This is a genomic window from Nodularia chucula CCY0103 (genome assembly GCF_963923915.1).
Lineage (GTDB): Bacteria > Cyanobacteriota > Cyanobacteriia > Cyanobacteriales > Nostocaceae > Nodularia > Nodularia chucula.
Window position 1 is genome coordinate 1 of sequence record NZ_CAWUOL010000030.1, and the last position, 21,846, is coordinate 21,846.

The window sequence follows — 21,846 nt, forward strand, 5'->3', positions numbered from 1 at the left end:
CATATTTTGGGTTATTTTTATCACCTCTTTCTTAACATTCAACACTTCTGGGTTTTACCCTGTAATTTTATCCGTTGAGCTACTGTTTTACCTGGTGCTGTAACTGCGGCTTTAAGTAAGGAATTATTGGGTAAAGAGATATGCAATAAAATTTTATCTTGAGGGGAATTAATAGTAGCAGAACTGTTGTAGCTATCCTCAGCTAATGCAGCTGTAGCTAATTGAAAATCTCCGTCCTCTGGGAGTAAATAAACTGCACTATAGCCACTACCATAAGTTAAAACTGTCTGTTGAACTATTGGCAGTTTTTCATTGACAATATCTCCAGATACTAAAACCCCAATAACTTCCTGAGTTTCTGGATCTTTGACTGGTGTAATTGTATAGCGAATTAATAATTGCTGCGTTTTTAGTTGGGGAATTAGTGGGGGTGATTCTTGAGTTAATTCTTGCCAACTGATAATTTCACTAGATTTAATTTGTTGGGGATTATTTAATACTTGAGTAACTAAATTATTAGGGTTGAAAATCTCCCCAGTACGGTTTCTATTAGCATTAACAATAATTCGTGAATCCCTGCCTACTAAAGTGGCATATTCAATATTTCTAGCTTTAATTTCATTCTGAAGAATTTGCTGCACTTGTTCCTTTAACTCTGGGTTTAATCTTGGTTCTCGCGCAGCAGCAATAATGGCGATGTTATCGGATTGCCCCCGAAAACCAAATCCCATTTGATCTATTTTTATATTATAATTAATTTGAGTTACAGCTAACTCAGATTTAGCCTGATTAACTAGTACACTCCGTCCGCCAGTAATAATTAAGAACGCGCCAACACCCAAGAGTCCTACAATAGAAATTACTTCAGAAGAGAATAAACCAATTAATTGTTTATGGCGAATTGGTAAATTATAAAACCATTTTAATCCAGCCAAATTTTTACCATTATCCATAAATTTATGGTTTGCCCATCCCCTCTGAATTTGCTCTAGTTTCTGTCTGGTTTTTCCAGAATGTAAGGTTAATTTACGTCACGGATAAAACCATTTTTTAATGAATGATAGATAGAAAGCTACAAATAAAGTTATTTATTATTTGTGGAAGTATCATTCTGAAGGCGTTTTCTAATTACCATTAGTTGCTCTTGGCTATTAATTGGGCTACGGGGTTCTGGTAATTCAGTGTTAGGCCATTCAGGTAAATCATTGCAGGGACATGATAACGCAGGTATCCCAAGGCTACGCAATGGTACTGGCATCGACAACGACCACAAGGTAATAGTTCCCATGCTGGTGTTAGTAGTTCACTGATGCTTTCATGAGTACCCCCTAGATAACAGTCCCCTGGGGTGTGAGAGAGAATTTCTTGCCAACATTGTTCAAATTCCTCGCTGTAGCGATCGCCTTCCGGGACGGGTTGGGGCAGAAAGCTTGCTTTACCGTCGCCTATTACGACTTTCTTACCGAAAAATTGGGTTTGAGGTTCCCCGTCGTTCTACGACGGCTTTTAATTCATTATTGTACCAGTATGCTGCTATAGTAATTGTAGTGGAAAGGTAATCAACCACTTAAAAAACCTAGCCGTCGAAAGACAAAGCACTGTTAGCGCTAGCTTGGCGTTAGCCATACCTTGATAATTAAACGGCAGTTGCTCTAATTGGGGAAACCCCAAGACCGCACTGCCTCATCTATGCGGTTCTACTGCATTATTCTAGTTTCCTCCTAGCAGTAGGTAAAAGATTTATAGGGACTAGACGAATCAGCATTTTGAAACAAATTGTTTCAAACAAAACAGGACTTGCACTAATGCAAATAGGGTAGGGCATACCCGAATTAACGCTTGGGGAGAATCCCACCTCTGGTCTAGATGACGCAAGGACTCTAGGTTAAGTGGTTTCGTTGAACCAAGAATCCCCGTCGATTTATCGCGGGGAGTGTCAACTAACTGAAACCAGTAAGCAAGATACTGTTTAACTTCTTTTTTTGTTGCCATATCACAATTTTAAATTTTAGGCGCATGATTTTGGTGGTGAAATGTTTAATTTAAAATTAAAATTTCGGTGGTGCTAATGGTGTACCCAAATGACTGAGATTGAGAACATGACCGCCAGTAACTAAATACACAGGTTGACAGATAGCACCTAACTGACGAATTACAGCACCCAAGCGATCGCGGAATTGGCGACCTAGAGGATAGGCAGGAACTACACCCCAAGCTGTTTCTTCAGCGACAAATATCAGATCAGCAGCTACCAAATCCACTGTTTCTAACAATTCTATCAAAGTATTTTTCCAGGTATGGTCATCTTGTTCTAGAAGATTAGCTACCCAAGTTCCCAAAGAATCTACTAAGAGGCAGGTATTGGGTTTGGCATCGGCTATGGTAGCAGATAATTCTACAGGTACTGGTAGTGTTACCCAATGTGAAGGACGACGGATTTGATGTTCTTGAATGCGTTTTTGCCATTCGCTATCCTCTGGGTTTTCCGTGGCTGTGGCGACGTAAACCACATTTTTTTCTGACTGAATGGCCAGGGTTTCTGCCCATTCACTTTTCCCAGACTTGGCTGGCCCTGTGACTAAGATGACTTTCCCCAAAACTTTATCCTTTTCAAAGTTAAAATTAGCTTCATTATCTTCACAACCCAATGCTAAATTATGCCAAGCTATTGGGGATACCACGTTTCAGGATATGTTTATGAAAACAGGTTTAAAACGTATCGAGGCAACTTTACATGATTTGGGGAATCGTCACACTGCCCCTACAGACGGGGGTGATTCCTTAAAGTCTTCTTTTTCCTTTAGGATTAGCGTGGGAGCAACGGAATCTACAGCCAGTAAAGATACCACATCAGAAAAACAAAGGGAGAAAAACACCACAGAATCTGCAAGTGAGGATTCTGGGGAGGGGAATCTGTTTGCTGAACATCCATCTGTGTCAACGTTTCCCGCCCAAGAAATTGGGGGCAAAACACCCAGCCTACCAAAGTTCAAAAGTCCTAGCTTTAGTAACCATCGCCACGGTGCTAACCCGGCTTTAGCTATGAATATATTGCAGGAAATTCAGGAGCATATTGCAGGTTGGCAAAGGGAATTACAGGGAATTTTACAGCAAATTCAAGATATTTATTTAGAAGGACCAATTGTGAATGGCTGGTTAGAGTCGAAGCTGAAAGAACCAGAAAAGGGCGCAACTGCGACTCTCCGACATGGGGAAGTTGTGAATTTGATGGATTATGTAGAGGAAATTTGTACAACTAATGAGAAAGTCAATGAGGAGGTATCAGAAAATCCACCCCGTAGTGGCTACAGACTTTGTGGTTTAGATGCGGCGGGAAAGGTTTGGTCTCGTGACTGTCCATCAGATCAGTTACCGATGGTGAGTATGGCTATTGCTCGTCATCAGAAATTACGGCAATTGTTGGGGCGGAAACAATATTTAGAAACTCGTCTGAGTCAATTGGCAGAAACTCTGGTAATGTTGCATAGTAACATTCAACAAGCTTGATTGTAACCGAGAAAAGATTTTGTGCTGAAGTTGAAACATTATTACATTGACGATCTATATCTATGCCAGATAACCAAATCTCTGCCATCATCTGCACTCATAATCGAGATAGTTACTTAGGTGCGGCCATTGATAGTTTGTTGGTACAGGATTTTCCGGCTGAGTTTGAAGTTGTGGTTGTGGATAATGGATCTAGCGATCGCACTCGTGAAGTGGTAGAAGCTAGATTGGGCGATAGTCGGCTGAAATATGTCTTTGAACCTACCATTGGTTTATCTGTGGCTCGCAATACTGGCGCAAGAGTGGCTAGTGCAGAAATTCTGGCTTATTTAGATGATGATGCCGTAGCCAGCAGTTCTTGGCTACAAGTGTTGTATGCTGCCTATCAGGATAACTCTCAATTGGCGATCGCAGGCGGGAAAGTCACTCTTTTATGGCCACCCAACACTGAACCACCATCTTGGCTATCTCCTGGGTTAGCGGGCAATTTAGGCGCTTATGATTTGGGGAACAGTATGGTTTACATTCAACAACCAGGTTTAACCCCTAGAGGCTTGAATTATTCCCTCCGGCGAAGTTTTCTGGAGGAAATGGGTGGTTTTGATCCTCATCTTGGCCGAGTGGGCAAAAACCTATTATCCAATGAAGAACTGCAAATGACAGAATTTGCCCTCCAGCGTGGTTGGCAAGTTGCATACCTTCCCCAAGCTTTAGTGGCTCATAATGTGGCTCCCGAACGGCTGAAACGCTCCTGGTTTTTAAATCGCAGTTGGTGGCAAGGTATCAGTGAGTGCTATCGTGAACAACTAGCTAATCAAGGAGATATTTGGCAGTTACAACGGGGTGGCGAACGATTGATTTTAGGTTTATATAAGGCATTAAAATATTTTGCCGATCCCGCCGAACGGTTTGATAAGTTTGTCTATGCTTATGGGCAAATAGGTTATTTAAATGCTGCTATTCAAGGGTTACTATCAATTAATCAGAAATCATAGACTGATAGGGGGAGTGGGGAGTTGGGTGCAGGGTGGAGCATTGAAACTCATTAATTGCAAGGGTTTCATGATCTGTTTTTGTCCTCACTTCCTTGACGGTTGCTATATTCCCCGTAAACGCGCCAGGGGTTTCCCAAAGGGTAAAACGCCGATGATTATATTAATGACTATTGACTAATGACTAATGACCAATCTTTTGTAGATTTACGTAAATATGACCAATCTTGGTTTGATCGGGGTAGACCTGGTTGGTATATTTTATTATGGTGGTTTGTGCAGGCGATCGCTTTTCCCCTCACTCCTCATCCTTGCAATAGTTGGCGCTGTACTATATTGAGATTGTTTGGCGCAAAAATTGGCAAAAGGGTGTTAATTCGCCCCACAGCCCGTTTTACTTATCCTTGGAAAGTTACCATTGGTGATTACAGTTGGATTGGTGATGATGTCGTTTTCTACAGTTTAGATAAAATTTATCTGGGTGAACACTGCGTAATTTCCCAGAAAAGTTATCTTTGTACTGGTAGCCATGATCTTCATGATCCGGCTTTTGGGTTGAAAACAGGCAGCATTACCATTGGTAATGGGGTGTGGGTAGCCGCAGATTGTTTTGTGGGTGTAGGTGTGACAATTGGTGCTAATGCGGTAATTGGCGCTCGGAGTAGTGTTTTTACTGATATGCCGCCGGGTCAAGTGTGTTGGGGAAGTCCTTGTTCTGCTCAGTATTTAAGGTAATATAGCTGGGGACTGGTGACTGGTGACTAGGGACTGGGGACTGGGGACTGGGGACTGGGTTAAAACCATTTTTCTATCTCGGTTTTATTATCCGTTTATGTCCTAACTACCTTGGCGGTTGCTCTCTTAAGCAAAAAATAATAATGCAATACCGATGATGGCAATAATCACACCGGCGATCGCGCGCCAACTGACTTTTTCCCCAATGCAGACAGCTATGGGAATCACAAACAGGGGACTAGTTTGTAGTAAGGTGGAAGCAATTCCGGCCGCTGTGAATTTAATTGCTGTTTGTTGTAACCAAATACCCAAATAAGTACCACAAAATGCGGCGAAACAAGTCGCAAAAATCACCCGCGAAGTTACCCTACCAGAAGATGATAATGTTTCGGGTTGACGGTTGGGTAAGCACAGCCAAGCTAAAAGTATCAATTCTGCTGCACCCAGGCGTAATAAAGCCGCCCATAAAGATGATACACTGCCAGTGCTAAAGGCTACGCGAGAAATAACTGTACTGATGGCATTGGCGATCGCAGCTAATAAGCCTAAACTGATTCCTTTCCACAGGTTTGCAACATCCAGACTGCTACCGGGAACTCGTTCTGTGACTACCCAAGCCACTCCTAATGTGGTGATCATAATTCCACACCAATCGGTGAGATTTAAAGTTTCCTGAAGCCAAATCATGGCGAGAATGGCTGTCATGGGCGGAGATAAAGTCCCAATCAGTAATACCCGACGTGCGCCTAAATAATTCAGCGCTCCCAGAAAAGCTGTATCACCCCAGCTAATACCAATCACCCCACTCAAGCACAGCAGCAAAATGGATTGGGGGGCGGATGTGGATAAAGATTCGCCAGTGAGCAAGATGGTAAAAATTAGCAGTGCGATCGCTACTATTCCCTTAATCACATTCAGCCGTAGCGGTGGAATCTGCTGTCCTACAATCCCATACAGCACAGAGGCGATCGCCCACAAACCAGCAGCAGCTAAAGCAGCTAGTTCACCTCTGCCATTTATTAAAGAATTATTAAAAATATAATTTACCCTTTAAATCTTGCTCAAAACTCTTTAATAATACAATAAATACCTGTCAATGTTCTAGCACTCTAATAGAGAGAGTGCTAATTTCACTAAACACAAATAACTCTATGTTATAGCCACATCAATTACTTTTTGAGCTAGTCTCAAATGCTTTTTCGCAACAGTTCATCAGCAGAATCTTAATTCTGAATATCACTAACTAATCCTTGGGAGGAATGGCATGAAATATACTTTTGACATTGTAGGCGTATCTCCTACTTGGCAATTTTTTCATCATCAACAACAAACCATCAACCAACCAAGTAGAGGGGGTGTAGAATATCTCAGCAGCCATAAATGTACATTAGATGCCTTATTAGCATCTGTAGAACCCCTACCAGTAAAATGGGGTTGGAATACGGAACAAGTCAGAGATACTGTAGTCAAGTTCTGGTTAAACAACGCCGAAAGTATTCGTTATTGGAAAGTCCGTTTGATTGATGCTGGTAATGAGAATATACTCGTGGCTCGGCTGGCAGATATGACTTCTTTACAAGCTGAATTTGAGTCTTTATTCAGTAAATAAGTCAGCCGTTAACGCCCCAATTCCCGAATATTTCTCATGACTTGCTGATATAAGTCGTTGCTATTTTGTTCTTGAAAAATAGTGGCGGCTCTTTGCAAGTCTTCTAACGCTCCCTCTCTGTCTCCCTGAGCAGCACGGGCGTTTCCTCGGTTATTGTAGGCGGGGCCAAAACTAGAATTGAGGTTAATGGCTTGATTGTAATCGGCGATCGCACCCTCTCGATCTCCTTGAGCAGCGCGAGCATTTCCCCGGTTATTGTAAGCAATCACATATCGAGAATCGAGGCTAATGGCTTGGTTGAAATCATCTAAAGCTCCGTTATTGTCTCCTTGAGCCAGGCGAGCATTTCCCCGATTATTGTAGGCTTCTGCATAGCGAGGAGCGAGGCGAATAGCTTCGTTATAGTCGGCGATCGCCTGTTGATGATTATCCTGGGAAGCCAGTGCATTGGCGCGACTATTGTAGGCTTCTGCATCATCAGGAGCAAGATTTATGGCTTGGCTATAGTCTGCGATCGCCCTTTGCTTGTCCCCCGCATCAAAATAAGCTAGTCCCCGACTCTTGTAAGCCTCAGCATAGTTCGGATCGCTATCAATCACTTGGCTATAGGTAGCGATCGCCCCTTGTAAATCACCTTGAAAGTGTTGATTCTTCGCCTGAACATAAAGATTACCTGCTGCTGATGTTTGAGCTGTTCCACTACTAGGAGGACTAATATCAATTTGTGTGATCAACACATCTTTATTCTCACTACAAGAAATAGTAGTAATACTCAATGCTGTCACCACAACTAGGCTCAAGATTTTTCTTACCTTCAGTTGCTCTTGCTGAAATAACCGCAATTTCATAAGTTACCCTAACTGTCATTACACCTGGATTACAATGCACACTAAATTTAGTTATGGATACTCAGTTGTTAGTCAATCTAAAACCAAATACACCATAGAAAATATCTCAAAGCTTTTCCCCATACAAACAAGGTTAGCTGTATCTCTACAAAACTTATTACCTGCTAAATCAGGAATGAAGGATCACAATATTTAACTTAGATAAATTATTTCTTTATTATGAGAACTCTATTCTAAATAAAGACAAAATTTTTTTATGTTTTTTCCTATACTTTATGCAGAATCAGGTGGTAAAAGTATAGTTTTTCTTCATCATTCCTTGCGGGGATGGGGTTCTTCTACCTCATCTACCTCAATACAGTTCATTTAAGGCTAAAACTTTTGGTTAAAGTCAATTTTTTGAACGTTCGCGTAGCGTGCGCGCAGCGCATACCGCAAAGAACGCAAAGGACACAAAGAGAAGAAAGAAAGAGAGAGAGGTTTAACTAAACTGTATTGTCTTCTACCTCAATAAACAGAGAAATGCTATAACTTAATTAATATTAGTTTTTCTGTTCAATCTGCACTTACAGCAGATCATAAATTTGTTTATTTTTGACTATCTTCATCTTCTGGATTTTTATTAGACAGTCGCCAAGCAGTAGTAGTATTAATATCTACAGGCAATTCCTGCCAAATTTCACCTAAATCTTTTTGTATTTTCTGAGTCAGTGTAATGGGAAAATCTAAATTCACATTTTGGTTTTCCACCAATTTAGCTAATTCCGTAAATGGCACTTTTACAGTTTGGCGCTCATAACTACTTAACTTACAGACAGAAGTTTCCGTCACATTTTGAGCCTGCATCGCTTTTTTTAAGCGTTCTTGCAGATGTTCAAATTCCGAATTTAACAATTGCCAACTTTGCCATAACTCTGTATATCTAGCATCAAGTGCTGTTAAATCTTCTGTTTCTGGATTGGGATTACTAGCCACTCATAACTCTAATAACTGCAAATGTACTTGAGCCAGATAAATGCAGTCTAAATAAGCATATTCAATTTGTCCTTCAGTTAAAGGTCGCCTGCCCCAATCACTGGTTTGTTCCTGTTTATCAATATAATTAAATCTACAGAGTGCGGTAGCTAAAGTTTTTAGTTGGTAATTAGGTAATGGTAAAATGTAATAAGGTATTTTTTTAGCTATTTCCCAAGTACAAGTAATATTTTGAGCTTGCTGATTACCAAGGAACTTTAAATCAAACTTGGCATTATGAAAAACTTTCTGAATATCAGGATTGACCATAATTTGCTGAATAAATTCAGCTATTAGATCAGGTTGATCTAACACGTCTAAAAGATAAACGCGGTCGCCACTCATATCTTTAGGATCATCCAACACCTGAATCAGTGACAATCTCGGATGACGACTTTGATAATCAGCCACCTCTGTATCAATCCATAAGGTTTTTGCATGGATATATTTAGCGACAATGGCCTGAATATCACTAGCAGAATTTAAATATGGCATGAGCAAATCTTGGTAAAAAAAGCTGAAAGCCGACTGCTAATCTTGCTGTCGGCCTAAAAAATGGTAACTTATTTGAGCATAGCGCCGGGAGGAGGAGTAGAAACCACCTTTTTAGCTAAACCCAGAGTTTGTAAGAGCTTAATGCTCCACCAAGTAATATCAACTTCCCACCAAGATAATCCAGATTTGGCCATGTGGGGATAGGTGTGATGGTTATTATGCCAACCTTCTCCATAAGTCACCAGGGATACCCACCACAAATTACGTGCGCCATCATCTGCATCAAAGGTGCGATAACCCCAAAGATGTGATGCTGAGTTAACAAACCAAGTGGAATGCCACAATAAAACTGAGCGCAAGAATACACCGTAGATCACGAAAGGCCAACCCCCGATGACATACAGCAGTACACCGAAGGGAATCTGCATGAGTAAGAAGTAGCGATCTAGCCAGCGATAGAAAGGTTGGCGTGCTAAATCAGGGGCATATTTTTGATAAACTTCATAATCAAAAAACTCAGCCCGTGGGTAAAAAATCCATAGCATATGGCTCCACCAGAATCCTCTTTGGGCGGAGTATGGATCGAGGTTAACATCTTCTGTGTGGGCGTGATGCTGGCGGTGTCCACCAACCCAGAAAATTGGCCCTCCTTGTAAAGCCAAAGCTCCAATAGTGGCGATCGCATATTCTAACCACTTAGGTACTTGAAAACTTTTATGGCTCAACAACCGATGATATCCTAGACAAATGCCAATACTCCCGAAAAGCCAATGCAGAAACACCATTAAACCTAGTGCTGACCAAGAGAAAAACCAAGGAGCGAGGAGAGCTAAGGCATGAAATGCAGCAAAAAAGACCACGTTCACCCATCTAAGACGAGGTGAATTTCCTACATTATTAGTAGTGAACGCCAGAGACTTCGCAGTCATAAAACTTCCTGTGAATGGATGATCAAGCGATTTACTATTTCTTGGTGCAACCCCAGCAGGATCTTCCCTACTCTGCACAGCAGTTAGTTACAGTAAAGAAAAGCAAGTATCACTTACATTTTTAATGCTAACAGACCTGTAACTTTACTGCAAGTGTCACTTGCATTATTCCCTATGACATATAAACCAATTTCAGCACGTCAACGTCTGATTCAATCTGCACTGGAATTATTTACGGCTCAGGGAGTCAGCGCCACCACAACCCGTCAAATCGCTGAAAAAGCCGAAGTCAACGAAGTGACATTATTCCGAAATTTTGGGAATAAGCATGGACTATTACTGTCTGTGTTGGAAGAATCCGCAGCTTTTAAGAATTTGGGCGAGTCCCTTGTCCAGAGAGCTAATCCTCCTGGTGATATCTACCAAGCACTCAAAGATTATGCAAGTGATAGCTTACAAGCGTTGGAACGGATACCAGAGTTAGTGCGATCAGTTGTGGGTGAAGCGAACCAGTACCCAATGGAAAATCGTCGGGCTTTGGGACGTGGTTTAACTGAAGCTAACCGCTATGTAGCCGAGTATTTAGCCACTGTGATTCAGCAAGGAGATTTACATACCTATCTCCCCGCCGAAAAATTAGCTAGTTTACTGAATGGGATGATTTTGGGGTATGCGGTAATTGAATTTACCAGTGAATTTAACGAATTGTGGGAAGATCGGAATGATTTTCTGGAGAATTTAGTGGAGTTATTTTTACACGGTGCGATGTCATCTTCAGGAAGATTATTCACAGTGCGGGAAAATGTACCGGAGGTAGCTGATTTACCTGTGGGTTTAGTTCATCAAATTTTACAACAAGCCAAAAAACTAGGAACACAAGATTATGCTTTGGCTTATGTGTTGTTTGGTGCTGGCTTATCTCCCGCAGAAATTATTAGCTTGCAGCAAAACCACCAAATCTGTGATCCGTCGGGATATTTCCTGCAAATTACTACCACAGAATTGCCCCGTCAAGTCCCAGTTAATCAGTGGATTTTAGGTAAACGCTATGGTTCCTACAGTAATAACCCCTTAATTAAATGGTTAAAAAGTCGTAAAGATCATCAACCTGCAATGTTTGTGAATCCAGCAGGTGAGGGGATAACGGAATCAGATTTATTGCAACATTGGGAAACCTGGACTCAGGGATTGTCAACGCCTCAAGGACAACCGCCAGCGATCGCCCAGGCTCAACATACTTGGTGTGTAGAAATGTTAATGCGGGGAGTGAGTTGGGAAAACCTGACTATTCTCACAGGATGCGATCGCGCCCAACTACAATCCTACGCCAAACGAGCCAAAGAAAAAGCCGCCCTAGAGCAAGCAACTCGTTTAGATCATAAGCCTACATAATCATCTTTGGGGGTGCGGTGCTAGACAGAATATCAGGACTAACTTAAACTTTGATAAGCAGCCAAAATAATTTTCTCCGTTTCATCCCAACTAATACATTTATCCGTGACAGAAACACCATACTTTAATTCTGATTTTTTCCCATTCATTGGTTGATTACCTTCATATAAATGGGATTCCAACATCACCCCCACTATAGAAGTATTACCATCAGCTATTTGTTGAATCACATTTTCCAACACCCTTGGTTGTAACTTATAATCTTTATTAGTATTTCCGTGGCTACAATCAATCACAATTCTCGGTGATAAATTAGCCTCCTTTAATTTCTCCTCTACCAACTTCACATTTTCAGCTTCAAAATTAGGCTCACTACCACCGCGTAAAATTACATGACCATAGGGATTACCTCTAGTTTCAAATACACTTACCTGTCCCTTATGATTAATTCCCAGGAAATTATGCGAACTTTTAGCTGATTGTAAAGCATTTAAAGCCACTTGAATATTGCCATCAGTCCCATTTTTAAACCCTACAGGCATAGAAAGTCCACTCGCCATTTCCCGATGGGTTTGGGATTCTGTAGTCCGTGCGCCAATGGCAGACCACGTAATCAATTCACTAATATATTGAGGGATAATTGGATCTAATGCTTCTGTCCCAGCAGGTAAACCCAACTCCACTATTTTTAATAGCAAGCTACGTGCAGTTAATACACCTTTTTCTACATGGAAAGAATCATCCATATCTGGATCATTAATCAATCCTTTCCATCCTACAGTTGTTCTGGGTTTTTCAAAATATACCCTCATAATTAGTAGCAGTTTATCCTGCACTTTCTCAGACAACAGCTTTAATTTTTGGGCATATTCTAGCGCTGCTTCCGTATCATGAATTGAACAGGGTCCCACTACAATAAATTTTCTCCTATCCTGAAAATCCAGAATATTTTTGATTTGCTGTCTATGTTCCAAGACAGTGTGTTCAGCCAATTTAGTTAAAGGTAATTTCGTTTTTACTTCATTGGGTGTTAATAATACGTGCGAACTCTTGATGTTAGTATTAAATAATTTATTGTGCATGGAACCAAAGTTGTAAATTTTGCTATTTTACTTAGGTGTTAATTTAATATCTTATTTTAAATCAAAAAGACAACAGTAAATTATTTTTGTCTGATAATTTTGACATTAAACAACCGTCACCATAAAACTCCAAATAGTAGGTAAGCCATTGTGCAGCGATTTCCAATTATATAAGGTTAAGGTAAATCTATAAGGTTAAGGTAAATCTTAGCCCCCTCATCGCTTGCGGGGAGGGTGTTGGGGGTGGGGTTCTTGTACCTCATAATACCGGGAAGTGCTGTAATAGGGTTCCAACTCCGTAAAAGGTTGTTTGAAAAGTCTAAAATTGTTTTCTTTTCATCACTTAAAAAGGGGATAATCTATCCGTGTTCTGTATAATAAAATTTTTGACCCGCAAGACTACACTCAAGAATGTTGGGTATCAGTTGCTGCTGTAAATCGTTTATACTTAAATTTATCAGTATGCTAATTTTAACATAATCTCAACAGCCGAACTCATCACTGGAAATTACCAATGTGCGGCTTACAGAAATTAAAAAAATCAGCGTCTATGGCATTTTTACCAATGAAAATCTCTCTGAACATTAATTTTACTTGGTTGCTAGTGCGCCGCTATTGGGAATTGCTCCAAGTCCTGGTATCACGGAATTTAAAAGTCCGTTATCGCGGGTCATTTTTGGGAGTTTATTGGTCGCTATTGAATCCATTACTGATGACAGGATTATACTCGGCTATTTTTGGCACAGCATTTGCATCCTATTACGACAATTCCATACTCAACTACATATTAGCAGCCTTTACCGGCTTGGTTGTGATCAATTTTTTCTCAGCCTCCACTTCACAGGCATTGAATAGCATAGTGAATAACGGCTCACTCTTGAATAAAATTTCTCTCCCATCCAGCGTATTTCCTGTATCTGTAATCACGTCCAACGTCTTCCAGTTTTCAGTAGGAGTCCTACCTGTATTAGCAGTAATTACCTTCATTTATTCCCATAGCTTAGTTAATGTCTTGGCATTACTATTGCCGTTTTTCGCCTTAGTTTTAGTGTCCACTGGAGTGAGCTTTTTTGTTAGTGGTTTATATGTATTTTTTAGAGACTTACCCTACTTTTATGAGTTGGTTGTATTTGTCATTTGGCTGAGTAGTCCTATATTTTATCCCGCCGCCATTGTTCCATCCCACGTCCAGCAGTTTTTGATCTTAAATCCATTATCACCAATTATTGAAAGTTTGCGTCAGATTACATTATCAGGAACATCAGTGGATTTCGGTTTAATTTGGGGTGCTTTACTCAGTGGTATGATTATTTTATCTCTGGGTTGGTGTTGTTTTCATCTTTGGAAACATCAATTTATGGATCTACTTTAAGCTAATAAATTCTCGTGCCTACATTCTATCTTTACTCACCAGCTAATATATATGACTATTTTTGCTAACCCATTAGTTTGGATGCCTTTATCTGAAGAAATCAGTGCTTTTCGTAAATACTGCTATGGTATTGTTCTCAATGCAGGTTCGGGACAAAGAAGTATTAAATTAGGTGAAAAAGATTTAAATATTGATATTACCGAGTGGAATCAGCCGGATATATTAGCCGATTTACATCATATTCCTTTACTAGATGAATCAGTAGATACAATAGTTTCTATTGCAGTCTTAGAACATACTCGTTATCCTTGGCAAATTGCTGAAGAATTTTATCGAGTCCTCAGACCAATGGGATATGGAATTATTGCAGTTCCCTTTCTCCAGCCGCAACATGACTTTCCTGGAGACTACATTCGGTTTACTGAAAATGGCTTAATAGAAATTGTTAAATATGCCGGATTTGAAGTCATTGAAACTAGTTATGTCCATCATTTTGGTCAAACTTTAGCTTGGTTACTATGGGAATATTTACAGTTTCATCCACCCCATAAAATTACTTGGTTCTTTTGGAAAAATTTGATTCGCCAGCTTTCGTTAGGAAAATTACTCAAAGGAGATAGTCCCAATACACACAATACTCATTATATTGTTGTGCGGAAACCGGGAGATATTAATATTAAACCTCACTATATGCAAGCTTTGACACAGAAAAATGATCAAAATTGGTTTTTTCCACTTCTAGCTTGTCCCATGACTAAACAACCATTGCATCTACAAGACAATTCTTTGGTGTCTGAAAATGGTCAATTTATCTATGGCTTTCAACAAGGTATTCCCTATTTAGAAGCTGGACATAATAATCTTGATTCTCATGAAATCAATGGTCATAAATCAGCTTCTGATTCAACAGCATCTGAGTCTGTTCTCATATCCCAATTAAGCGCCGAATTATCTGATTTGAGATTGCACATCAAAAATATTGAGTCTGAGCTTGAGCTATCCAAAAATACAATTAATCATTTTCAATCTAGCAAGTTTTGGCAATTAAAACAAATTTGGAGCAAATTAACAAAAGTTTAGGTTTAACTAAAAATAATTACAGATTTTCAACTCTGCTGTTCTGCATCTCTGCATAGTAAAAATTAATATTTATCACACCCAGGGTTGATTTGTCGAGACTGATAAAAAGCGCTATATTAAGTGTATCAAATTAACAAGTAACTAAAAATATGTCAGATAATACACTAAATACCGCTAATAATGCCACCACTCTCACACCTGTGGAGGATTTCAATCAAGTCCCTGGTGTAGAACCAGTGGATTATTATGAATTTTTCCTTTCAGAAACTAGTACAATTAGTTTACTCCTCAATGCATTTACTGAAAGGACTGTTCAAAGTAGTATTATTTTCGACAGAAATAATAATAGATTACTAGATCCCGAAGAACGGCTTTACACTCAAACGGCTGTTCTCAATACAAATGGCACAATTAATACTACATTGGGGGCTGGTAATTACTTAATTGAAGTTAAACCCTTTAGTCTGGATAGCACTACCAGTTATAGGTTTTCTTTAGAGCTAGGAATTACACCTACTCCGGCTTCCATTCCTTTCGACCCTGGAAATACCCTGAATACCGCTTACAATATTGGCAATCTGACTGGTAATAGGAGTTACCAGCAATTTGTAGGTGTTGTAGATCCCGTCGATTATTATCAATTTTCCCTTGCAGATACCAGTCAAATTAATCTGCAATTAAGTGGAATAACTGAAAGTGGCCTAAGAACTAGTATTATTTCTGACCAAAATAATAATGGCTTAATTGATAACGGAGAAAGACTTTTCACAGATACTGCTACCGTGAATACTAACGGTACAATTAATACTACCTTGCCAGCAGGGAATTACTTTATCGAAGTTCAAGGGGATAGTGCTAATATCAATACTAACTATTCCTTAAGTTTATCCAACTCCACAATTCCTCGCCCCCAAGCACCAAAAGACTTCAATCAAGATAATCAAACAGATATCCTTTTAACTAACCCCAGTGAAGGATTAAATAAAGCATGGTTAATGGATGGGACTAACTATGTAGGAGAGATGAATCTCCCTGGTTTAGCTGGTTATCGACCAATGGCTACGGCTGATTTTAACAAAGATGGTAACACAGATCTATTGGTGAATAATCCCAGCAATGGCTGGAACTTAGTTTGGTTTCTGGATGGGATGAATTATCTTGGCGGTGTCGGTTTACCCACAGCACAAGGTTGGGAAATTAAAGGAGCCGCAGACTTCAACGGTGATGGTAATGTTGATATTCTACTGAATAATACTGCCAATAATTGGAACACAGTTTGGTTTTTAGGCGGTGAGAATGGTGCTACTTACACAGGTTATGGTAATTTACCTGTAGCTGATGGCTGGAATATTACTGGTGTTGCAGACTTTAATGGGGATGGTAAAGTGGATATTCTCTTGAATAATCCCACGGAAGGATGGAATACAGTCTGGTTTTTAGATGGCACAGATTACATTGGTTATGAAAATTTACCCAGTTCACCGGGTTGGCAATCTTTAGGAACGGGAGATTTTAATGGCAATGGTCAACCTGACATTATTATGAATAATATCACTGAAGGGTGGAATTCTATTTGGTTGATGGATGGAACTAACTATACAGGTTTTGCTAATTTGCCTAATGCGCCGGCTGGTTGGGAAATTGCAGGTATGGCTTAAGTTTCTAGCTGAGATTTTAATTTCTCTAACTCTAGATGCATTTGCCATTTGACTGCGGCGATCGCACTCTGGTAAATTTTAGGATGCACCATTGCTAAGTTATGCTCACCTTGATCAAATTCCCTGGCTAATAAGGGATATTTATCTAGGCAACTTTCCTTAACAAAAATTAAGAGATTTTGAGCATACCAAGGTTCCACTTTTTCATTACTCCAGATTTTTCGGCGTAAGCAATCAATGGCCACATAACCATACTGGGTAAAAATCTCACCCCAATATTCTGGCCATTGTTCATTCAGATGATTCAAACCACCTTGATGGGGAATTGCTGCGGAAAATAGTACGACATTCCCCAACTTGGTTAATGAATGAATAAAGATTTCCGCTGACTCGCAAGGAAGATGTTCCGCAACTTCTAAAGAGACAACTAAATCAAACTTTCTCTCAATTTCTAGGGGTTGCTTTAAATCAAAACAGATAAATTTGCTGGGTGCAATTTCCAGCATATTAACATCTACATAATCTCCATCTATTCCCAAATAGTCTTCTATCCCAAAATCTTGAAATACTGAAAGCCAAGTTCCTACACCACAACCAATATCTACTAGGCTTTTGGGTTGGGTTAGTTCTATAACTAAGGGAACAACTGCTTCAGCAGAAAGTCGTGAACCTGCGCGCTGAGATTGGTAAAAGTTTTGTGTATATGGTTGCTCATTCACGGAAGTTTATTGTATCCTTTATATCACTAATATTCTGGAAAAATCCCCATAAATTTACTAATGAAAATAGCTTATATTTCTCGTGAGTTTGGCCCCATTACAGGAGGGGGAATTGGTACTTATATTGCTAATATTACTAAATATATGGCAAAAAGAGGGCATAATGTTTATTTAATTACTGACTGTTTTTCTGAGTCTAATTTACATTATTTACCCCCAAATGTCACACTGATTCGGACTGAGCCAGAAATCAGCGATCGCCATTTTTTCACCTATAATCAAAATTATTCAGATCGAGTTTATCAAACTCTCAGGTTACTCAGTCCTTTTGATATTATTGAATTTGCTGAATACAACGCCGAAGGCTTCACCACCATTAGAGCCAAAAAACTGTTAAATGAATTTGCTAATACCCAACTAGTAGTCAAATTACATACACCCCGCTCTCTGTTAGTCACAATAGATGAAGAAAAGCATACAAATACTCAAACCCCCATCGATATATATTTAGAAGATTACTGTGTTAAAAATGCCGATATTGTTACTTCACCTTCCGCCTCACTGGCTGAATATTTTAGCCAAAGACTGAATTTAAATTCTATTGTTAGAAGTCCTTACCCCTTATTATTAACACATCTGAGTTCTCCCCGCAAATTTGTTAAATCTGAAATTCAAAAAATTACCTTTCTGGGGAGTATTCAAGTCAGAAAAGGTGTAGATAAATTTATTGAAGCCGCTAAAATAATTCTGGCGAAGGAGCCTAACTTTGTATTTGAAATGTATGGCAGAGATACCTATTCTGCACCTTTTCAAGGTTCTTATACAGCATATCTTAGAAAACGTATTCCCTATGATTTAAAAGATAAAATAGTCTTTAAAGGAACCGCACCCTATGAAGAAATTCCAGAAATTTTATTAAACACTTGTTTTTGTGTATTTCCTTCACGGTGGGAAAACTGGGCTAATGTTTGTTTAGAAGCGATGTCTTTGGGGTGTGTGGTGATTGGTAGTCAAGCAGGTGGGATGTCAGAAATGATTGAACACGGAAAATCCGGCTTTTTAATTAATCCCTCCCATGCTGAAGAAATTGCCCATACCATCTTAGATAATTACAGAAATATTGCTTATTTAGAGGAGATTTCCGAAAATGCAAAATCAAGCATTAAGCAATGGTGCGATCCTGAGTTAGCCTCTCAGCAAGTGGAAGCAACTTATCAAGTAAATAGTTCACCTAAACAATGGCTAGTTAATTCAGAAGCTAAAATTTCCGTAATTATTCCTCTATATAACCAAGGAAAGTATATTCAAGAAGCCATTAACTCTATTCAAGTATCTAGTTATAAAAATGTAGAGATTATAGTTGTTAATGATGGTTCTACTGATGCTGAAACCAATGAAGTTTTTCACAATTTATCTGGTGTGATTAAAGTCTTTAAACCCAACGGGGGCTTAAGTTCGGCGCGGAATGCGGGGCTAAAAGTCTGTTCTGGTGAATTTATTATGCTTCTAGACTCAGATGACAAAATTCATCCCGAATATATGGAAAAAGCGCTGATGGCTTTGATAAATAATCAGGAACTTAGTTATGTAGGTTGTTATACGCGCAACTTTGAAGCTTATGAATATACTCAAGCACCTGTGGGCTTTATTCCCGAATTAATGCTTTTTCATAATACTAATGTGGTAAATAGTACAAATCTATATCGCCGAGAAGCCATTGAAAAAGTCGGAGAATTTGATGAAGAGTTAATTTCTTATGAAGATTGGGATTATTTTATTAGCTTATATGAAAATGGCTGTATTGGGGATATTTTACCAATAGAATTATTTCTTTATCGTCGCCACTACGATTCAATGGTATGGACAATAGCACAGCCTCACCGGACGCAATTAATTCAGTATATGTTGGGAAAACACCAAAAAACTGTGCGTTTATATTCTCATGTTATGGTGCAGTATCTCACGCAATTATGGAAAGATCAGGAAATAGCAAATGAGTGGGGAAATTCAGGAAATCATAGTTATGAAATCTATGAATTGAAAAAACGAATTGCGGCGATGGAATCATCTAAATTTTGGCAATTCCGAAAACTTTGGTTTAAAGTTAAATACAAATTGGGTTTATCGAAAGAACTGGATTAGGAATTTATTTTGGCATTGCTGAATTTGAATATGAAATTTAAAAATCAACTCATCTCAACTCTTACTCTCTGCGACTCTGCGCCTCTGCGTGCTACAAATTCTTATTTCTACTCAGCAACGCCTTTATTTTAGGACTTACGCAGAAATTACCAAAAGGCTTAATTTAATGTTCGCGTAGCGTGCGCGAAGCGCATACCGCCAAGTCGCCCGCGCGCAGCGATGCCCGTAAGGGCTGTAGTACGCCAAGAATTGGTGGAGTGTGCGTAAGTCCTATATTTCTAGCCATCTGGTGCTGAATTTTCTAGAGTTAAAGCAGTAACTGCTAAAAACAAGATATTGGAAAAATATGGAAGTAATTCGCCTTGATGAAGTGTTTTTATGGCGACGAACACAAGAAGAATTTTCTTATGATATGAAGAAAACTTTTTTATCTTTATTAGAAGGTAAATATCGCCACCCAGCCAAAAGATTAGTCTTAGATCAGATTAATTTGGTGATTGCACAAGGGGAAAAAATTGGCATTATTGGCGCAAATGGTTCTGGTAAATCAACTATTTTAAAGACAATTTCTGGGATTTTGCAACCTACCAGTGGCACAGTCAGAGTCCGGGGTAAAATTGCTCCTTTGATTGAACTAGGTGCAGGTTTTGATCCAGAGATTTCTGTGATCGATAATATTGTACTTTATGGTGTGCTATTGGGTTTTTCACGGGCTGAAATTAAAAAAAGGGCGCAGTCTATTTTGGAGTTCGCAGAATTGAAGGAATATGAATTTGTACCTGTGAAGGGTTTATCTTCGGGGATGGTAGCACGGTTAGGTTTTGCTATTGCTACGGATGTCCAGCCAGATATATTAATATTAGATGAAATCCTTTCTGTTGGTGATGAAAGTTTTAAAAATAAGTGTAAGCAGAGAATTGAAAATTTTTGGCATGAAAAAACTACGGTTTTGGTAGTATCCCATGATTTGGATTTTGTGCAACAGTCTTGCGAGCGTGTAATGTGGATAGATAAAGGTAAAATCATGTTTATTGGTGAAACTGAAAAGGCGATTAATTATTATTTACAAAAGATTTTAAATTAGGGAAACTAGTGATAATTATGGACAATAAATTATGTAGTCAAGAGTGCGATCGCCTCGCGCAGCAATGTGAATCCCTGGTTGCAGAGATAGAGCAATTAAACTTATCTCACAACTGTTTATTAGCAGAACTGGCAGATATTAAAAACTCTCGCACATGGTTAATTATCACCAAGTTTAAACAAAACCCCATTTTCCGAATCATCGGTAGATTATTATTAGACTGCTTTCACTATATTAATGTAGCCTTACTCTTGGGCAAAAAGTCCTTTCTCTCCCACAAATCAATAGAGCAAACTGCCATAAATACAGAAAACCATACTTATCAATTTCCCCAACTAATTAGTTTACATAAATATCAAGTAAATACACCAATTTCTCTAGTAATTATCTGTTATAATAAATCTCAGGAATTACCCTTTGTAATTGGTGCGATCGCCAAAAATACACTGCAACCAGATTTAATTATTTTGTGTGATGATGGTTCAACAGATAATTCCCTAGCAGTATTTATTGAACATTGCAACTTACATCAACTTAATTATCAAATTGTTCAAGAACCAACAATTAAAAACGCATTTCGACTCAATACCCTGCGTAACAAAGGTGTTTCCGCTTGTCTTGATGGTTTAGTCATCATACTAGATGCAGATCATGTTCCATCACGCACACATATTGAAGCCCATGTAAATCTTCACTTATCAAATCCTCATCCTGTCTTATCCACAGGGCCACGACTGGAATATGCAAACTCAGATTGTAGTGGTGCTGTGAATTTTCTTTGGGGACATGAACCAGTCAGTATGATGCAACCTGCGGCTGATAAACCCATAGCTAATTGGACAGGAGTGCTAGTTTCTAATATGGGAATGTGTAAGCAAGCCATTATTGATTTAGGAGGGTTTGATCCTATTTACGATGGTAATTATGGTTTTGATGATATTGATTTTACATACAGAGCTTGGTTAGCAGGTTATTTTTTTGCTAGTTGTTTTGAATCTTACATCATACATATTCCCCATCCCCCATCTTTGGGTAATAGAAATAATCAAATAAATCGACGCAAATTTGAAAATAAGTATCACATTAACCCCAAATATCCTCATGTTGTTGAGCGACTCACAAGGACATCTTGGCATAATTATCTTGATTATCTGCACAACGAGAATATTTAAAGGAGATGAAAATATA

General features: G+C 39.1%; 18 protein-coding genes and 2 pseudogenes. 11 read left to right on the plus strand and 9 right to left on the minus strand.

Annotated elements, in window-relative coordinates; all coding sequences use genetic code 11:
• Window positions 1-38 precede the first annotated feature (38 nt).
• From ACM0OP_RS10725 to cobU, 3 genes and pseudogenes are all read right to left on the minus strand, one after another.
• Window positions 39-953 carry a hypothetical protein gene (locus ACM0OP_RS10725; protein ID WP_414528397.1) on the minus strand — a complete coding sequence of 305 codons (915 nt, stop codon included), beginning with the start codon at window positions 951-953 and terminating at the stop codon, window positions 39-41.
• A 131-nt stretch (window positions 954-1,084) separates the two neighbouring features.
• A pseudogene (locus ACM0OP_RS10730) lies at window positions 1,085-1,464 on the minus strand (hypothetical protein); the annotation flags it as partial.
• Window positions 1,465-2,048: 584 nt separating this feature from the next.
• A complete protein-coding gene (gene cobU, locus ACM0OP_RS10735; RefSeq protein WP_414528436.1) occupies window positions 2,049-2,597 on the minus strand; it encodes a bifunctional adenosylcobinamide kinase/adenosylcobinamide-phosphate guanylyltransferase in 549 nt (182 codons plus the stop codon).
• A gap of 100 nt (window positions 2,598-2,697) precedes the next feature.
• Between cobU and ACM0OP_RS10740 the strand changes: the two genes are divergently transcribed.
• The 3 genes from ACM0OP_RS10740 (at window position 2,698) to hpsU (ending at window position 5,234) form a co-directional block, all read left to right on the plus strand.
• Complete coding sequence (locus ACM0OP_RS10740; protein WP_414528398.1) at window positions 2,698-3,507, plus strand: hypothetical protein; 810 nt, start codon at window positions 2,698-2,700, stop codon at window positions 3,505-3,507.
• Window positions 3,508-3,569: 62 nt separating this feature from the next.
• Window positions 3,570-4,502 (plus strand): glycosyltransferase family 2 protein, encoded by a 933-nt coding sequence (locus ACM0OP_RS10745; RefSeq protein WP_414528399.1) that lies wholly within the window; start codon window positions 3,570-3,572, stop codon window positions 4,500-4,502.
• A 177-nt stretch (window positions 4,503-4,679) separates the two neighbouring features.
• Window positions 4,680-5,234 carry a hormogonium polysaccharide biosynthesis acetyltransferase HpsU gene (hpsU, locus tag ACM0OP_RS10750; protein ID WP_414528400.1) on the plus strand — a complete coding sequence of 185 codons (555 nt, stop codon included), beginning with the start codon at window positions 4,680-4,682 and terminating at the stop codon, window positions 5,232-5,234.
• 126 nt (window positions 5,235-5,360) lie between these two features.
• Here the strand turns inward: hpsU and ACM0OP_RS10755 are convergent, their stop codons facing one another.
• Window positions 5,361-6,254, minus strand: coding sequence for a DMT family transporter (locus ACM0OP_RS10755; RefSeq protein WP_414528437.1), 894 nt, complete (start codon window positions 6,252-6,254; stop codon window positions 5,361-5,363).
• Between the two features lie 244 nt (window positions 6,255-6,498).
• Here ACM0OP_RS10755 and ACM0OP_RS10760 point away from each other — a divergent pair, with 244 nt between their 5' ends.
• The gene (locus tag ACM0OP_RS10760) at window positions 6,499-6,843 is read left to right on the plus strand and encodes a hypothetical protein (protein ID WP_414528401.1); all 345 of its coding nucleotides are present in this window, start codon (window positions 6,499-6,501) and stop codon (window positions 6,841-6,843) included.
• Window positions 6,844-6,851: 8 nt separating this feature from the next.
• On the opposite strand, the gene ACM0OP_RS10765 is transcribed toward ACM0OP_RS10760, so the two are convergent.
• From ACM0OP_RS10765 to ACM0OP_RS10775, 3 genes and pseudogenes are all read right to left on the minus strand, one after another.
• Entirely contained in the window at window positions 6,852-7,691 is an 840-nt protein-coding gene (locus ACM0OP_RS10765; protein ID WP_414528402.1) for a tetratricopeptide repeat protein, read from the minus strand.
• A gap of 588 nt (window positions 7,692-8,279) precedes the next feature.
• A pseudogene (locus ACM0OP_RS10770) lies at window positions 8,280-9,200 on the minus strand (ribonuclease D).
• A 68-nt stretch (window positions 9,201-9,268) separates the two neighbouring features.
• Window positions 9,269-10,129 carry an acyl-CoA desaturase gene (locus ACM0OP_RS10775; RefSeq protein WP_414528403.1) on the minus strand — a complete coding sequence of 287 codons (861 nt, stop codon included), beginning with the start codon at window positions 10,127-10,129 and terminating at the stop codon, window positions 9,269-9,271.
• Between the two features lie 174 nt (window positions 10,130-10,303).
• Here ACM0OP_RS10775 and ACM0OP_RS10780 point away from each other — a divergent pair, with 174 nt between their 5' ends.
• Window positions 10,304-11,521: a TetR family transcriptional regulator gene (locus ACM0OP_RS10780; RefSeq protein WP_414528404.1), complete on the plus strand. Its 1,218-nt coding sequence runs from the start codon at window positions 10,304-10,306 to the stop codon at window positions 11,519-11,521.
• 38 nt (window positions 11,522-11,559) lie between these two features.
• Here ACM0OP_RS10780 and ACM0OP_RS10785 read toward each other — a convergent pair whose 3' ends face one another.
• Window positions 11,560-12,603, minus strand: a complete 1,044-nt coding sequence (locus ACM0OP_RS10785) for a 3-deoxy-7-phosphoheptulonate synthase (protein WP_414528405.1) — start codon at window positions 12,601-12,603, stop codon at window positions 11,560-11,562.
• Window positions 12,604-13,168: 565 nt separating this feature from the next.
• Between ACM0OP_RS10785 and ACM0OP_RS10790 the strand changes: the two genes are divergently transcribed.
• The 3 genes from ACM0OP_RS10790 to ACM0OP_RS10800 all read left to right on the plus strand — a co-directional run bounded on the left by ACM0OP_RS10790 (window position 13,169) and on the right by ACM0OP_RS10800 (window position 16,713).
• Complete coding sequence (locus ACM0OP_RS10790; protein ID WP_414528438.1) at window positions 13,169-13,975, plus strand: ABC transporter permease; 807 nt, start codon at window positions 13,169-13,171, stop codon at window positions 13,973-13,975.
• 51 nt (window positions 13,976-14,026) lie between these two features.
• Window positions 14,027-15,055: a methyltransferase domain-containing protein gene (locus ACM0OP_RS10795; protein WP_414528406.1), complete on the plus strand. Its 1,029-nt coding sequence runs from the start codon at window positions 14,027-14,029 to the stop codon at window positions 15,053-15,055.
• Window positions 15,056-15,204: 149 nt separating this feature from the next.
• Entirely contained in the window at window positions 15,205-16,713 is a 1,509-nt protein-coding gene (locus tag ACM0OP_RS10800) for an FG-GAP repeat domain-containing protein (RefSeq protein WP_414528407.1), read from the plus strand.
• On the opposite strand, the gene ACM0OP_RS10805 is transcribed toward ACM0OP_RS10800, so the two are convergent.
• Entirely contained in the window at window positions 16,710-17,432 is a 723-nt protein-coding gene (locus ACM0OP_RS10805) for a class I SAM-dependent methyltransferase (RefSeq protein ID WP_414528408.1), read from the minus strand. The two genes, ACM0OP_RS10800 and ACM0OP_RS10805, sit on opposite strands and share 4 nt — an antisense overlap.
• 60 nt (window positions 17,433-17,492) lie before the next feature.
• Here ACM0OP_RS10805 and ACM0OP_RS10810 point away from each other — a divergent pair, with 60 nt between their 5' ends.
• From ACM0OP_RS10810 to ACM0OP_RS10820, 3 genes are all read left to right on the plus strand, one after another.
• Complete coding sequence (locus tag ACM0OP_RS10810) at window positions 17,493-19,574, plus strand: glycosyltransferase (protein ID WP_414528409.1); 2,082 nt, start codon at window positions 17,493-17,495, stop codon at window positions 19,572-19,574.
• Between the two features lie 346 nt (window positions 19,575-19,920).
• Entirely contained in the window at window positions 19,921-20,658 is a 738-nt protein-coding gene (locus ACM0OP_RS10815; protein ID WP_414528410.1) for an ABC transporter ATP-binding protein, read from the plus strand.
• A gap of 17 nt (window positions 20,659-20,675) precedes the next feature.
• A complete protein-coding gene (locus tag ACM0OP_RS10820) occupies window positions 20,676-21,830 on the plus strand; it encodes a glycosyltransferase family 2 protein (protein WP_414528411.1) in 1,155 nt (384 codons plus the stop codon).
• Window positions 21,831-21,846: the final 16 nt, after the last annotated feature.

Bases quoted from the DNA above. Each gene is read 5' to 3' on its own strand.
- ACM0OP_RS10725 (WP_414528397.1), bottom strand. From the start codon at position 953: ATGGATAATGGTAAAAATTTGGCTGGATTAAAATGGTTTTATAATTTA.
- ACM0OP_RS10740 (WP_414528398.1), top strand. From the start codon at position 2,698: ATGAAAACAGGTTTAAAACGTATCGAGGCAACTTTACATGATTTGGGG.
- ACM0OP_RS10745 (WP_414528399.1), top strand. From the start codon at position 3,570: ATGCCAGATAACCAAATCTCTGCCATCATCTGCACTCATAATCGAGAT.
- hpsU (WP_414528400.1), top strand. From the start codon at position 4,680: ATGACTAATGACCAATCTTTTGTAGATTTACGTAAATATGACCAATCT.
- ACM0OP_RS10760 (WP_414528401.1), top strand. From the start codon at position 6,499: ATGAAATATACTTTTGACATTGTAGGCGTATCTCCTACTTGGCAATTT.
- ACM0OP_RS10765 (WP_414528402.1), bottom strand. From the start codon at position 7,691: ATGAAATTGCGGTTATTTCAGCAAGAGCAACTGAAGGTAAGAAAAATC.
- ACM0OP_RS10775 (WP_414528403.1), bottom strand. From the start codon at position 10,129: ATGACTGCGAAGTCTCTGGCGTTCACTACTAATAATGTAGGAAATTCA.
- ACM0OP_RS10780 (WP_414528404.1), top strand. From the start codon at position 10,304: ATGACATATAAACCAATTTCAGCACGTCAACGTCTGATTCAATCTGCA.
- ACM0OP_RS10785 (WP_414528405.1), bottom strand. From the start codon at position 12,603: ATGCACAATAAATTATTTAATACTAACATCAAGAGTTCGCACGTATTA.
- ACM0OP_RS10790 (WP_414528438.1), top strand. From the start codon at position 13,169: ATGAAAATCTCTCTGAACATTAATTTTACTTGGTTGCTAGTGCGCCGC.
- ACM0OP_RS10795 (WP_414528406.1), top strand. From the start codon at position 14,027: ATGACTATTTTTGCTAACCCATTAGTTTGGATGCCTTTATCTGAAGAA.
- ACM0OP_RS10800 (WP_414528407.1), top strand. From the start codon at position 15,205: ATGTCAGATAATACACTAAATACCGCTAATAATGCCACCACTCTCACA.
- ACM0OP_RS10810 (WP_414528409.1), top strand. From the start codon at position 17,493: ATGAAAATAGCTTATATTTCTCGTGAGTTTGGCCCCATTACAGGAGGG.
- ACM0OP_RS10815 (WP_414528410.1), top strand. From the start codon at position 19,921: ATGGAAGTAATTCGCCTTGATGAAGTGTTTTTATGGCGACGAACACAA.
- ACM0OP_RS10820 (WP_414528411.1), top strand. From the start codon at position 20,676: ATGGACAATAAATTATGTAGTCAAGAGTGCGATCGCCTCGCGCAGCAA.